Here is a 12647-nt window from a genome sequence, read left to right on the forward strand (position 1 = left end):
AAAGATGAGCTTTTTTAAAAAATTAAAAGAGAAAATCACGAAACAGACAGACTCCGTCTCTGAAAAATTTAAAGATGGTCTTGAAAAAACAAGAAATTCCTTCTCAAATAAAGTGAACGAACTCGTCTCCCGCTACCGGAAAGTCGACGAGGATTTCTTCGAAGAGCTTGAGGAAGTGCTGATTGGCGCTGACGTAGGTTTTACAACCGTTATGGAGCTGATTGATGAGCTCAAAAAAGAAGTGAAGCTGAAAAACATCCAGGATCCTCAGGAAGTGCAGTCCGTCATTTCTGAAAAGCTTGTCGACATTTATAATAGCGGCGACGAACAGATTTCTGAATTAAATATTCAGGACGGGCGCCTGAACGTTATTCTGCTTGTCGGGGTAAACGGCGTCGGAAAAACGACAACGATCGGAAAACTTGCCCATAAGCTGAAAAATGAAGGCAAATCCGTTGTGCTCGCTGCCGGAGACACCTTCAGAGCCGGGGCGATTGAACAGCTTGAAGTGTGGGGGGAGCGTACAGGCGTGCCTGTCATTAAACAGGCTGCCGGAAGCGACCCTGCTGCGGTTATTTATGATGCCGTACACGCGGCTAAAGCAAGAGGAGCGGATGTGCTGATTTGTGATACGGCCGGCCGCCTTCAGAATAAAGTAAACTTAATGAAAGAGCTTGAAAAAGTCAAACGCGTCATCGAACGCGAAGTGCCTGAGGCTCCGCATGAGGTTCTCCTTGCGCTGGACGCGACGACAGGCCAAAATGCGATGGCGCAGGCGAAAGAATTCTCCAAAGCGACGAATGTGACGGGTATCGCGTTAACGAAGCTTGACGGCACCGCAAAAGGCGGTATCGTCCTGGCGATCCGCAATGAGCTTCACATCCCCGTGAAACTGGTCGGCCTCGGAGAAAAGGTTGACGATCTCCAGCGGTTTGATGCAGAATCTTACGTATACGGTCTCTTTTCTGATTTAGTTGAAAAAGCCGAGGATTAATGAATAAAAAACGAGTATAAAATGGACGGTTTTATACTCGTTTTTTTATACGCATTGATAGATCGGAATGGAGGGGGCAATTGTTGGACAAATGGCTGAAAGCTGAATTGGAAAGTAAGATCGGGGCGATAAACCATATGTCGCTGTTGGATGAACAGGGAGGCACTTCAACCGTTCGAAAAATAGTGACCGGCCAAGACGCATTTCTGCTGAAAAGTTCTTTTCAACAGAAGTATCGGGAATGGTTAATGAGAGAAGCCTTCGTTTTACAAAAACTGACGGAAACTCGTCGTCTGCCTGTTCCTGTTTATTATGGGATGATACAGGAACAGCATGCCAGCCATATCATAATGTCATTTGAGGATGGAATCACCCTGACTTCGGCTTTAAGAAAAGCAAAAGGGGATACTGAAAAGAAAAAGCTGATCAAAAGTTTCGGCCAGTTTCTGCAACGGCTGCATGAAACCGAAATGGTCTCTGGTTTACAGCCGGAGACAGACTGGCTCGATCTGCAAATCAAACGAGCCGGAGAATATGTCAAAAAAGGACAGGCTGAAGGAAGTGCAGAGCTTTTGAAGGAATTAGACAGGTACAGGCCTGTTCCTGTTCAGCAGACAATGATTCACGGTGACTGCACGACTGATAATGTGCTGGTGAAAGACGGAGAGGTCTATCTGTTTATCGATGCTGCGGGAATATCGGCGGGAGATCCGCGATATGATGAATCATTAGCGATCAGTCATTTTATCACAAATGAAGCATGCCTCAATGCTTTTTATGAAGGCTATTGCCGCTATCGTGTATCAAAACAAGAATTCGAGTATTTTAACGACGGTCTATATGAATTTTTTTAAAAAAACTTATTATGTAAAAAGAGCATCATGCTTTGACAAGATAAAAACTTGACACACGCTCTGAAACCATGTAAACTAAGTTTTTGTAAAGGGATTTGACTTAACAAAGGGGAGAGCTCAAATGTCGCTCGAAAAAACGACGAGAATGAACTATTTATTTGACTTCTATCAGTCGTTGCTGACGTCAAAACAAAAGAGCTATATGTCGCTTTATTATCTGGACGATTTCTCCCTTGGTGAAATAGCCGAAGAGTATGACGTTTCAAGGCAAGCCGTTTACGATAACATCAAACGGACTGAAGCGATGCTTGAACAATATGAAGAAAAACTGCTCCTTTTTAAAAAGTTTCAGGAGCGTAAAGAAATGTTTACAAAGCTGAAAGAGCTTGCTTCCGGGTTGCAGGAAGAGGAAAAAATGACGGCTCTGATTGAAGCGCTTGAGAAATTAGATTAGGAGGCGGCAAACAATGGCATTTGAAGGATTAGCCGACCGACTGCAAAAGACGATTTCAAAAATCCGCGGAAAAGGAAAAGTCAGCGAACAAGACGTAAAAGAGATGATGCGTGAAGTTCGTCTTGCGCTTCTTGAGGCTGACGTTAACTTTAAAGTCGTAAAGGATTTTGTGAAAAAAGTAAGTGAACGGGCTGTCGGACAGGACGTTATGCAGAGTCTGACACCCGGTCAGCAGGTTATTAAAGTCGTAAAAGAAGAGCTTACCGAGCTGATGGGCGGCGAAGAAAGCAAGATTGCCGCCGCCAAACGCCCGCCGACCGTTATTATGATGGTCGGGCTCCAAGGTGCCGGTAAAACGACAACCACGGGGAAGCTTGCCAACCTGCTGCGCAAAAAACATAACCGCAAACCGCTGCTCGTGGCTGCGGATATTTACCGCCCCGCCGCGATTAAACAGCTGGAAACACTGGGGAAACAGCTTGATATGCCGGTCTTTTCGCTTGGCGATCAGGTCAGCCCGGTGGAAATTGCCAGACAGGCGATTGAAAAAGCGAAGGAAGAGCATCATGATTATGTGATTTTAGATACCGCCGGACGGCTGCACATCGATCACGAACTGATGGATGAGCTCTCCGGCGTAAAGGAAGTCGCAAATCCTGAGGAAATTTTCCTTGTCGTCGACTCAATGACCGGTCAGGATGCGGTAAATGTCGCCAAAAGCTTTAATGACCAGCTCGGTTTAACGGGCGTCATTTTAACAAAGCTTGACGGGGATACCCGCGGAGGTGCGGCGCTTTCTATCCGCGCGGTCACCGAAACGCCGATTAAATTCGCCGGAATGGGAGAAAAGCTCGATGCTCTTGAAGCGTTCCATCCTGAACGGATGGCATCCCGGATTCTCGGAATGGGTGACGTGCTGACGCTGATTGAAAAAGCTCAGGCGACCGTTGATGAAGACAAAGCCAAAGAGCTTGAGCAGAAAATGAGAACGATGAGCTTCACATTGGATGATTTTCTGGAGCAGCTCGGCCAGGTCCGAAACATGGGGCCTCTTGACGAACTGCTGCAAATGATGCCCGGCGCAGGCAAAATGAAAGGCTTAAAAAACATCCAAGTCGATGAAAAACAGCTGAATCATGTGGAAGCGATCATTAAATCAATGACTGTTCTTGAAAAAGAACAGCCGGATATCATTAACGCCAGCCGGCGGAAGCGGATTGCCAAAGGAAGCGGAACATCCGTTCAGGAAGTCAACCGTCTTTTAAAGCAGTTTGAGGAAATGAAAAAAATGATGAAGCAGATGACCAACATGACAAAAGGGAAGAAAAAAGGCTTTAAATTACCTTTTATGTAATCGGTTATACATGATAAAACCGTTGTTAAGAAAAAACACTTTACAAACACTTTTATCATTGTTAATATACTATCTTGTTGAAATATTTTCGGAGGTGCTAGTAAAATGGCAGTAAAAATTCGTTTAAAACGTATGGGAGCAAAAAAATCTCCTTTCTATCGTATTGTTGTAGCAGATTCTCGTTCACCGCGTGACGGCCGTTTCATCGAAACAGTCGGCACATACAACCCGGTTGCAAAGCCGGCTGAAGTGAAAATCAACGAAGAGCTTGCTCTTAAATGGCTTCAAACAGGAGCTAAACCTTCTGATACAGTCCGCAACTTGTTCTCAAGCCAAGGAATTATGGAAAAATTCCACAACGCTAAACAAGGCAAGTAATGACTGATCAGAACTTGGAAGATTTGATTGTCAGCATTGTGGCTCCGCTTGTCGACCATCCGGAAGACATAACGGTCACAAAGGAAGAGACTGATCAAAAGATTGCGCTGCGCTTATCTGTCAATAAGTCAGATACCGGTAAAATTATCGGAAAGCAAGGCCGGACTGCAAGAGCGATTCGAACCGTCGTTTTTGCAGCTGGCGCACAGTCTTCTAAGAAAGTTCAATTTGAAATATTTGACTGAAAAGGGAGAGGGCCGGCACCTCCCCTTTTTTTACACGTAAAAAAGGCAAATGAACAGAAATATGTTGGAAGAGTGGGGAGTCTGGTACTATGCAGATTATTCACAGGGTAACCGTTATGCAGGTTCTGACCGAGCAAAGCAAGGAAAAGCTTTTGGCCTCTTTTGCAGAAAAAAAGCAAACGCTTGAACGAGAATGCAGCCAGCTCTATTTTCAGCTTAGAAAACATGAAAAAGATCAGCAGAATCCCGATGTAGCGGAATCTTTTAAAAAAGCCATTGAAAAAAGACAAGACAAAATCAAAATGATCGATTTCCAAATAAGCCAGACAGAGTCGCTCCCGCTTGGAAGCGAAGTGAAGGAAAAGGAGATCGATGCGCTGCTTTCAATCAACGTCGGTGATAACTGGCATGAAAAAACAGCGGCAAATACCATCGTCATAAAAGACGGGGTAGTAATTGAAATCCGCCCGAGGTGATAATATGACAAACAGATGGTTTAATGTAGGCAAAATTGTAAATACCCACGGCATTAAAGGCGAAGTGCGGGTCATTTCTAAAACGGACTTTGCCGAAGAACGGTACAAGCCCGGCAATACGCTTTATTTGTTTGCGGAAGGGGCTGCGGAGCCAATCAAAGTAACGGTCAGCGCCCACAGGCTTCACAAGCAGTTTCACCTGCTGCAATTCAAAGAAATGCCGAGTCTCAATGAAGTCGAGCACCTAAGAAACATGGTGATCAAAGTCCCTGAAGAAGACTTGGGAGAGCTTGAAGAAGATGAATTTTATTTTCATGAAATCATCGGCTGCGAGGTTGTGTCAGAAGACGGGGAACTGATCGGCACAGTGAAGGAAATCTTGACGCCCGGGGCTAATGACGTATGGGTGGTTGCAAGAAAAGGCAAAAAAGATGCGCTCATTCCGTATATTGCTTCTGTGGTAAAGGATATTAATATAAATGAGAAGAAAATTAAGATTCATGTAATGGAAGGGTTAATAGACGAATGAAAATCGACTTTTTAACACTGTTTCCCGAAATGTTTCAAGGGGTGCTCGGCTCATCCATTCTGCAAAAAGCACAAGAAAAAGAGGCTGTCCGTTTTGACGTCATCAATTTCCGGGCTTTTTCGGATAATAAACACCAAACGGTTGATGATTACCCGTACGGCGGGGGAGCCGGGATGGTGTTAAAGCCGCAGCCTGTATTTGATGCGGTTGAAAAGCTGACAGCCGGTACGGACGCCAAGCCGCGCATTATTCTCGTCTGCCCGCAAGGTGAGCGTTATACGCAGAAGAAAGCCGAGGAGCTGGCGGAAGAGGAACATCTCATGTTTATTTGCGGACATTATGAAGGGTATGATGAACGGATCCGGGAACATCTTGTCACTGATGAAATCTCCATCGGGGATTTTGTGCTGACCGGGGGAGAGCTCCCTGCCATGATGATCGCTGACAGCGTTGTCAGGCTTTTGCCGGGCGTCCTCGGGAAAGAAGCATCCCACGTGGAGGATTCCTTCAGCACGGGGCTTTTAGAGCATCCTCACTATACGAGGCCAGCAGATTATAAAGGCTTAAAAGTGCCTGAGACCCTTCTGTCCGGCAACCATGCCAAAATACAAGAATGGCGCAATAAAGAATCAATCAGAAGAACCTTTTTAAGACGTCCCGATCTTCTTGAAAACTATCCTCTCACTGATGAGCAAAGAAAATGGATTTCCGAGTGGGAAAACGAATAGATTCTATTGCGCAGGCGATGAAGATATGATAAGATACTACTTGTGGCTTAAGGAGGCTTATCCTTCAGAAGCTTGAAAACGATGTTCCGCTGTGCCTTGCAGTTGTGGCCAAGAGCATCTGTTGGAAGGAGTTGAAAACGATGCAAAAACTAATTCAAGATATCACAAAAGAACAGCTTCGCACTGATCTTCCTGCGTTCCGTCCTGGTGACACTTTACGTGTACACGTAAAAGTTGTTGAGGGTAACCGTGAGCGTATCCAGATCTTCGAAGGTGTTGTGATCAAGCGTCGTGGTGGTGGAATCAGCGAAACGTTCACAGTTCGTAAGATTTCTTACGGTGTTGGCGTTGAACGTACATTCCCTGTACACACACCAAAAATCGCGAAAATCGAAGTTGTACGTTACGGTAAAGTACGTCGCGCTAAGCTTTACTACCTGCGTGAACTTCGCGGAAAAGCGGCTCGTATTAAAGAAATCAGACGATAATGATAACGAACGAAAAGAGCTTGTTACCCGTAACAGGCTCTTTTTTTATATGAAATTTGTAAAAGCAGAACAAGCAACGTAAAATACATAAGAGATCATCGGAACATCCGGTTCCGGTAAATAAGGCAGGTGTCGAAGTCACATGACCATTCAATGGTTCCCAGGCCATATGGCTAAAGCGAGACGGGAAGTAACAGAAAAACTGAAATTAATTGATATCGTATACGAATTGGTGGATGCGAGAATCCCGATGTCATCGAGAAATCCGATGATTGAGGAGATTTTAAAAAATAAGCCGCGCATTATGCTTTTAAATAAAGCCGATAAGGCGGATGCGGCTGTGACTGCCCAGTGGAAGGACCACTTTCAGGAACAGGGCATTCCCTCTCTTTCAATAAACTCCGTTAACGGGCAGGGACTGCATCAAATCGTGCCGTCCTCAAAAGAGCTGCTGAAAGATAAGTTCGATAAAATGAAAGCAAAAGGCGTTAGGCCAAGAGCAATCCGCGCATTAATCATCGGCATTCCGAATGTCGGCAAGTCTACGCTCATTAACCGGCTGGCCAAGAAAAACATTGCCAAGACGGGAGACAGGCCCGGCATTACCACTTCACAGCAGTGGGTAAAGGTAGGCAAGGAATTAGAGCTGCTCGATACACCGGGAATTTTATGGCCTAAATTTGAAGATGAGCTTGTCGGCTTGCGCCTGGCGATCACCGGGGCGATTAAAGATACGATTATCAACCTGCAGGATGTGGCCGTCTTCGGGCTGCGCTTTCTGGAAGAGCATTATCCCGACCGCTTGAAGGAGCGCTACGGACTTCAGGAAATCCCTGAGGATATCGCCGCTCTTTTCGACGCGATCGGTGAAAAACGCGGCTGTTTGATGGGCGGCGGAATGGTTGACTATGATAAAACAACGGAAGTCATCATTCGGGACATCCGGACGGAAAAATTCGGCAGGCTTTCATTTGAAACACCATCAGAATAAAGACGCGCAGCGATGCGGGTCTTTATTTTTTCCGCAGAATACCGATATACATAATGTAAGGGAGAAGAGAACGTGAATACATTAACCGTAAAAAGCGTAAAAGAACGCCTGCAAGAGGTCAGGGACGAAAGCGACCCCTTCCTTGCCCAATGTGAGAAAGACCCGAGAAAAAGCGTACAGACGCTTTTAGAGCAATGGCTGAAAAAGCACGCGAAGGAAAAAGCTCTTAAAGAGCAATGGCTGAACATGACGGCATACGAAAGACTGTCATCCAAAAAGGGCTTCCGCCTGATTGCGGGTGTTGACGAAGCCGGAAGAGGGCCGCTTGCCGGACCGGTTGTCGCCGGCGCCGTCATTTTGCCGGCAGAATGCGAGATTCTCGGTCTCACGGACTCGAAGAAATTGTCGGAAAAGAAGCTCGAGGAGTATTACAGCCGGATCACGGAGGAAGCGGCGGCTGTAGGAGTCGGCATTGTCCATGCGGACGTGATTGACCGGATCAACATTTATGAGGCCGCGAGACTGGCGATGGTAAAAGCCGTCAATGCTTTAACGGAAACACCTGATTATCTGCTTGTTGATGCCATGACCCTTCCGCTTGACATTCCGCAGTCATCAGTTATTAAAGGGGATGCCAAAAGCGTGTCAATTGCCGCCGGAGCCTGCATAGCAAAAGTAACGCGGGACCGTCTCATGGCTGAGTACGCCAAAACCTATCCCATGTACGGCTTTGAAAAAAATAAAGGCTACGGAACGAAAGAACATCTTGAAGCTCTTCAGGCATACGGACCGACAACTATTCACCGAAAAACGTTCGCTCCCGTTCAATCTTATTGTTAGAAAAGAGGCTTAAGACATGAACATAAGCGGCGAAATCCAAGCGGCTTTCAGACAGCTGACGGCGGAAATCCCTCAGGACCGGCAAGACGGCGGTAAAGACAGCGGCGCTCAAAGGCTGCTGTTAGGGAAGGTTCTCCGTTTGCTGGACGATCAAAGCGCTCTTATCCAAATCGGCGGCCGGACGATGCAGGGAAAACTTGAAACCGTCCTTCGTCCGCAGGCGTATTACTGGTTTTCTTATGACAAACAGCCGGCGGAAAAAACGGGCCGGCTTCATGTCATCGACCAATTCGAAGGAAGCCCGAAAACCGTTCAGGAAGCTGCGGGAAGACTGTTAAACGCTCTTTCCGTCAAATCAGGTCCTGTGTCTCTGCAGATTGCCGAAACATTTATGCAGCAGAAGCTGCCGATGACGGAAAACAGCCTCAAAGCCTGCATCCGCTGGGCTGAATCACTTCCGGCGGCCGAATTGAAAAAAGCGGCGGAAACAATCGTATTTGCGCTGAAACGGGAACTGCCCGCACATCCGGAAGTCTTGTCAGCCATTCATGCCGTTAAATATCCGGTTCCGACCCGGCGCCTCCTCTCAGGACTGCTTCAGGCAATCAATCAGGCTCCGCAATCGGCAAAAGAGCTGTCTGTGCTCAAAGAGGCGGTTTCTGACGTGTTAAACGCGGAAACGGATCTTCATGCAAAACGTCTCTTGAAGAAGCTTGCCGAGACTGCACGCATGCCGATTTCAGAAACCGGGCTGATGAATGAGGGAGAACCGACGGAATCAAAACAATCACCATTTGTCCGAGAGACTCGAGAAAACGGAAAGGCAGTCTCAAGCCAATCTTCTCCTCCGAGTGCACGGACAAATCCGGAACTGCCTGAAAAAACGGCAAAACAGATTATAGAGAAATTAATGACATCGGCAGAAAAAACTGAAAACCGTCCCGTAAAAGTAACGGCGGAGATCATTAAGGCTTTCATTTCTCAAGAAAGAACATTAAAAACAGCACCTGTTCTTCAAAACGCACATCTGACAGAACAGGAGGCGGCTGTTTTCGAAAAAGCCGCTCAGCTCACCGAATTGAAATATGCGGAAAAACATGATGTATTAAGCCTTTTGCAGAAAATCAAAAAAGGACTGGGCACGCGTGATGAATTATCATTCATTACAGCGCTTGAAAAAGGCGTGTCTCCGCAGCCGGAGAAACAAGCGCTGAAAACGGCCCTCCAAGCCGTCCGGACGCTTCAAGAAGCGCCCCAATCCGTTAAACAAGAGGCGGAACCGCTTATTCATAAATTAAACGGCCAGCTGTTTATTGAGCAGCATAACCCTTCTTTTACGCAGATGGTGCTGTCATTTCCGCTGGGAGCGTCCGCGTATGAGAATGACATCACAGTTCTCTTTAAAGGACGGAAGAAGCCGGACGGAAAACTCGATCCGTCACATTGCAGGCTCCTGTTTTTGCTGCATCTTGAAACACTGCAAGAAACCGTTGTGGACTGCATGATTCAGCAAAATGTAATGACCATTACGGTTGAGACTGATTTTGAGCTTCAGGCGGCCATCGACCCTCTCGTACCGGCTTTAAAAGAAGCCGTAAAAGAAACGGGCTTCAGCCTGTCAGGCGTCACGGCTAAAAAACGGCGCCCGAAAGACCAGAGCGCTCTTGTGGAAGAGTTTATAGAAAAAGACGGCGGAAGAAAAGTGGATGTGAAAATATGAAAGAGCAAACGCCGTTAAGAAGAGCTGTCGCTCTGCATTACGACCGGCAGAAAGACCAAGTCCCGAAGGTTGTCGCAACAGGCAGGGGGCACGTGGCGGAAAATATTATAAAAGAAGCTGAGAAGGCTGGGGTCCCCATTCAGGAAGACAGAACCCTTGTCGAATTAATGCGCCATTTGACGGTTGACGATCAGATACCGGAGGCGCTTTATGAAACCGTTGCCGAAATTTTTTCATTTGTTTACAGACTGGACGAAACCCTGAAAAACGAAAAATAAGGACCATTCATTTCCCGGACTCCGTTTAAATTTATATTTTCAATAAAATAAAAGTTAGAATGTTTGGAAGGATATAAAGATTTTGTTTTGAACCCTAGACAATTCTTCCAGTATTATATAGAATGAAAGCGCAGTCTATTTTTAGTTTTGCTACATAAGTTAGGAGGATGGGAAATGAATATCCATGAGTACCAGGGAAAAGAAGTCCTCAGAAAATACGGGGTGTCTGTTCCTGAAGGTAAAGTGGCTTTTACAGCAGAGGAAGCAGTTGAAAAAGCAGAGAGCCTGTCAAGCTCGGTTTATGTCGTAAAGGCGCAAATCCATGCTGGCGGCCGCGGCAAAGCTGGTGGGGTAAAGATTGCAAAAACAAAAGATGAAGTGAAAGAGTATGCCGAAGAACTGTTAGGCAAGACGCTCGTCACACATCAAACGGGTCCGGACGGACAAGTAATAAAACGCTTACTTATTGAAGAAGGCTGCGATATTAAAAAGGAATACTATGTCGGGCTTGTACTTGACCGCGCTACTTCAAGAATCGTTTTAATGGCGTCTGAAGAAGGCGGAACGGAGATTGAAGAAGTAGCGGAAAAAACACCTGAAAAAATTAAAAAAGCGGTAATTGATCCGGCTGTCGGCCTTCAGGGCTATCAGGCAAGGGAAATTGCATTCGCAATTAACATCCCGAAAGAGCTTGTCGGCAAAGCTGCTAAATTTATGCTCGGCTTATATAAAGCATTTGTTGAGAAGGACTGCTCCATCGCCGAGATCAACCCTCTCGTCGTTACGGGGGACGGAAACGTCATGGCGCTGGATGCTAAGCTGAACTTCGACAGCAATGCGTTATACAGACAAAAAGACATTATGGAATACAGAGATTTAGATGAAGAAGATCCGAAAGAAATCGAAGCGTCAAAATACGATTTAAGCTACATTTCCCTTGATGGAAATATCGGCTGCATGGTAAACGGCGCGGGTCTTGCAATGTCTACAATGGATATCATTAAACACTACGGCGGAGAACCTGCAAACTTCCTTGATGTCGGGGGCGGCGCAACCGCAGAAAAAGTTACGGAAGCTTTTAAAATCATTCTTTCCGATCAAAACGTAAAAGGAATTTTCGTTAATATTTTCGGAGGCATCATGAAGTGTGATGTCATCGCCGAGGGCGTTGTTGAAGCGACGAGACAAGTCGGATTGACATTGCCGCTGGTCGTGCGCCTTGAAGGGACAAACGTAGATTTAGGAAAGAAAATCCTGAATGAATCAGGCTTAAACATCACATCTGCGGAATCAATGGCAGACGGCGCACAGAAAATCGTATCCTTAGTTTAGGAAAGAATGAAAGGCAGGGGACCAGATAATGAGTGTTTTTATCAATAAAGATACAAGAGTTATTGTACAGGGGATTACAGGTTCTACCGCTTTATTTCATACAAAGCAGATGCTGGAATACGGCACGAATATCGTTGGCGGTGTAACACCTGGAAAAGGCGGAACGGAAGCGGAAGGCGTACCGGTATTCAATACGGTCGCAGAAGCGGTTCATACAACGGGCGCTGATGCGTCAGTTATTTACGTGCCGGCTCCGTTTGCGGCGGACGCAATTATGGAAGCGGTTGACGCGGAAATTGATCTTGTCATTTGTATCACTGAGCACATTCCGGTTTTGGACATGGTGAAAGTGAAGCGCTTTATGGAAGGCAAGAAAACGAGATTAATAGGGCCGAACTGCCCGGGTGTTATTACACCTGAAGAATGCAAAATCGGCATTATGCCGGGATACATTCATAAAAAGGGTCATGTAGGCGTTGTATCCCGTTCAGGAACATTGACATACGAGGCCGTCCATCAGCTTTCAGAAGCCGGCGTAGGCCAATCTACCGCTGTAGGGATCGGCGGCGATCCGGTCAACGGCACGAACTTTATTGACGTGTTAAAAGCGTTCAATGAAGATCCAGAAACACATGCCGTCATCATGATCGGAGAAATCGGCGGCACAGCTGAAGAAGAAGCGGCTGAGTGGGTGAAAGCGAACATGACGAAGCCTGTTGTCGGCTTTATCGGCGGTAAAACCGCGCCTCCGGGAAAACGCATGGGCCATGCGGGCGCCATCATCTCCGGAGGAAAAGGCACGGCAGAAGAAAAAGTCAAAACGATGAACGCCTGCGGAATTGAAGTCGCGGAAACCCCTTCTGTAATGGGTGAAACGCTGATTAAGGTGTTAAAAGAAAAAGGCTTATTTGAAACGTGCAAAACGCACTGATCGAAGCAGGGGCAGCCGTAACGGCTGTTCCTGTTTTTGCTGAAAAAAAGAGGAG

16 protein-coding genes are annotated in these 12647 nt (G+C 46.4%); all 16 read left to right on the forward strand.

Features of this window, described 5'->3' with window-relative positions; genetic code table 11:
• The first annotated feature begins 4 nt into the window (after positions 1–4).
• The 16 genes from ftsY (at position 5) to sucD (ending at position 12592) form a co-directional block, all read left to right on the forward strand.
• A complete protein-coding gene (gene ftsY, locus SB847_RS03655) occupies positions 5–994 on the forward strand; it encodes a signal recognition particle-docking protein FtsY (protein WP_003154301.1) in 990 nt (329 codons plus the stop codon).
• 83 nt (positions 995–1077) lie between these two features.
• Positions 1078–1848: a phosphotransferase family protein gene (locus tag SB847_RS03660; protein ID WP_410562299.1), complete on the forward strand. Its 771-nt coding sequence runs from the start codon at positions 1078–1080 to the stop codon at positions 1846–1848.
• Positions 1849–1969: 121 nt separating this feature from the next.
• Positions 1970–2302 (forward strand): putative DNA-binding protein, encoded by a 333-nt coding sequence (locus SB847_RS03665; protein ID WP_003154299.1) that lies wholly within the window; start codon positions 1970–1972, stop codon positions 2300–2302.
• A 13-nt stretch (positions 2303–2315) separates the two neighbouring features.
• On the forward strand, positions 2316–3656 hold the full coding sequence (gene ffh, locus SB847_RS03670) for a signal recognition particle protein (protein ID WP_095060044.1): 1341 nt from the start codon (positions 2316–2318) through the stop codon (positions 3654–3656).
• Positions 3657–3761: 105 nt separating this feature from the next.
• On the forward strand, positions 3762–4034 hold the full coding sequence (rpsP, locus tag SB847_RS03675) for a 30S ribosomal protein S16 (RefSeq protein ID WP_003154296.1): 273 nt from the start codon (positions 3762–3764) through the stop codon (positions 4032–4034).
• Positions 4034–4279 carry a KH domain-containing protein gene (locus SB847_RS03680; protein WP_007611392.1) on the forward strand — a complete coding sequence of 82 codons (246 nt, stop codon included), beginning with the start codon at positions 4034–4036 and terminating at the stop codon, positions 4277–4279. The genes rpsP and SB847_RS03680 overlap by 1 nt, the downstream gene beginning before the upstream one ends.
• An 89-nt stretch (positions 4280–4368) precedes the next feature.
• Positions 4369–4755 carry a YlqD family protein gene (locus SB847_RS03685; protein ID WP_003154291.1) on the forward strand — a complete coding sequence of 129 codons (387 nt, stop codon included), beginning with the start codon at positions 4369–4371 and terminating at the stop codon, positions 4753–4755.
• Between the two features lie 4 nt (positions 4756–4759).
• On the forward strand, positions 4760–5284 hold the full coding sequence (gene rimM, locus SB847_RS03690; RefSeq protein ID WP_003154290.1) for a ribosome maturation factor RimM: 525 nt from the start codon (positions 4760–4762) through the stop codon (positions 5282–5284).
• Positions 5281–6012, forward strand: a complete 732-nt coding sequence (trmD, locus tag SB847_RS03695; protein ID WP_003154289.1) for a tRNA (guanosine(37)-N1)-methyltransferase TrmD — start codon at positions 5281–5283, stop codon at positions 6010–6012. Before rimM ends, trmD begins: the two co-directional genes overlap by 4 nt.
• A gap of 140 nt (positions 6013–6152) precedes the next feature.
• The gene (rplS, locus tag SB847_RS03700) at positions 6153–6500 is read left to right on the forward strand and encodes a 50S ribosomal protein L19 (protein WP_003154288.1); all 348 of its coding nucleotides are present in this window, start codon (positions 6153–6155) and stop codon (positions 6498–6500) included.
• Between the two features lie 142 nt (positions 6501–6642).
• Positions 6643–7491, forward strand: coding sequence for a ribosome biogenesis GTPase YlqF (gene ylqF, locus SB847_RS03705; protein WP_007409766.1), 849 nt, complete (start codon positions 6643–6645; stop codon positions 7489–7491).
• Between the two features lie 72 nt (positions 7492–7563).
• Positions 7564–8331: a ribonuclease HII gene (locus SB847_RS03710; protein ID WP_007611398.1), complete on the forward strand. Its 768-nt coding sequence runs from the start codon at positions 7564–7566 to the stop codon at positions 8329–8331.
• Between the two features lie 16 nt (positions 8332–8347).
• The gene (locus SB847_RS03715; protein ID WP_410562289.1) at positions 8348–10051 is read left to right on the forward strand and encodes a glycosyl transferase; all 1704 of its coding nucleotides are present in this window, start codon (positions 8348–8350) and stop codon (positions 10049–10051) included.
• On the forward strand, positions 10048–10329 hold the full coding sequence (locus SB847_RS03720) for a FlhB-like flagellar biosynthesis protein (protein ID WP_014417762.1): 282 nt from the start codon (positions 10048–10050) through the stop codon (positions 10327–10329). Before SB847_RS03715 ends, SB847_RS03720 begins: the two co-directional genes overlap by 4 nt.
• A 174-nt stretch (positions 10330–10503) precedes the next feature.
• Positions 10504–11661 carry an ADP-forming succinate--CoA ligase subunit beta gene (gene sucC / locus SB847_RS03725; protein WP_003154283.1) on the forward strand — a complete coding sequence of 386 codons (1158 nt, stop codon included), beginning with the start codon at positions 10504–10506 and terminating at the stop codon, positions 11659–11661.
• A gap of 28 nt (positions 11662–11689) precedes the next feature.
• A complete protein-coding gene (gene sucD, locus SB847_RS03730; RefSeq protein WP_003154281.1) occupies positions 11690–12592 on the forward strand; it encodes a succinate--CoA ligase subunit alpha in 903 nt (300 codons plus the stop codon).
• The last annotated feature ends 55 nt before the right edge of the window (positions 12593–12647 follow it).

The organism is Bacillus sp. SIMBA_026 (assembly GCF_046535335.1).
In the GTDB taxonomy this organism is placed as follows: Bacteria; Bacillota; Bacilli; order Bacillales; family Bacillaceae; genus Bacillus; species Bacillus velezensis.

Coding starts and splice junctions, on each gene's coding strand:
- ftsY (WP_003154301.1), top strand. CDS start 5: ATGAGCTTTTTTAAAAAATTAAAAGAGAAAATCACGAAACAGACAGAC.
- SB847_RS03665 (WP_003154299.1), top strand. CDS start 1,970: ATGTCGCTCGAAAAAACGACGAGAATGAACTATTTATTTGACTTCTAT.
- ffh (WP_095060044.1), top strand. CDS start 2,316: ATGGCATTTGAAGGATTAGCCGACCGACTGCAAAAGACGATTTCAAAA.
- rpsP (WP_003154296.1), top strand. CDS start 3,762: ATGGCAGTAAAAATTCGTTTAAAACGTATGGGAGCAAAAAAATCTCCT.
- SB847_RS03680 (WP_007611392.1), top strand. CDS start 4,034: ATGACTGATCAGAACTTGGAAGATTTGATTGTCAGCATTGTGGCTCCG.
- SB847_RS03685 (WP_003154291.1), top strand. CDS start 4,369: ATGCAGATTATTCACAGGGTAACCGTTATGCAGGTTCTGACCGAGCAA.
- rimM (WP_003154290.1), top strand. CDS start 4,760: ATGACAAACAGATGGTTTAATGTAGGCAAAATTGTAAATACCCACGGC.
- trmD (WP_003154289.1), top strand. CDS start 5,281: ATGAAAATCGACTTTTTAACACTGTTTCCCGAAATGTTTCAAGGGGTG.
- rplS (WP_003154288.1), top strand. CDS start 6,153: ATGCAAAAACTAATTCAAGATATCACAAAAGAACAGCTTCGCACTGAT.
- ylqF (WP_007409766.1), top strand. CDS start 6,643: ATGACCATTCAATGGTTCCCAGGCCATATGGCTAAAGCGAGACGGGAA.
- SB847_RS03715 (WP_410562289.1), top strand. CDS start 8,348: ATGAACATAAGCGGCGAAATCCAAGCGGCTTTCAGACAGCTGACGGCG.
- SB847_RS03720 (WP_014417762.1), top strand. CDS start 10,048: ATGAAAGAGCAAACGCCGTTAAGAAGAGCTGTCGCTCTGCATTACGAC.
- sucC (WP_003154283.1), top strand. CDS start 10,504: ATGAATATCCATGAGTACCAGGGAAAAGAAGTCCTCAGAAAATACGGG.
- sucD (WP_003154281.1), top strand. CDS start 11,690: ATGAGTGTTTTTATCAATAAAGATACAAGAGTTATTGTACAGGGGATT.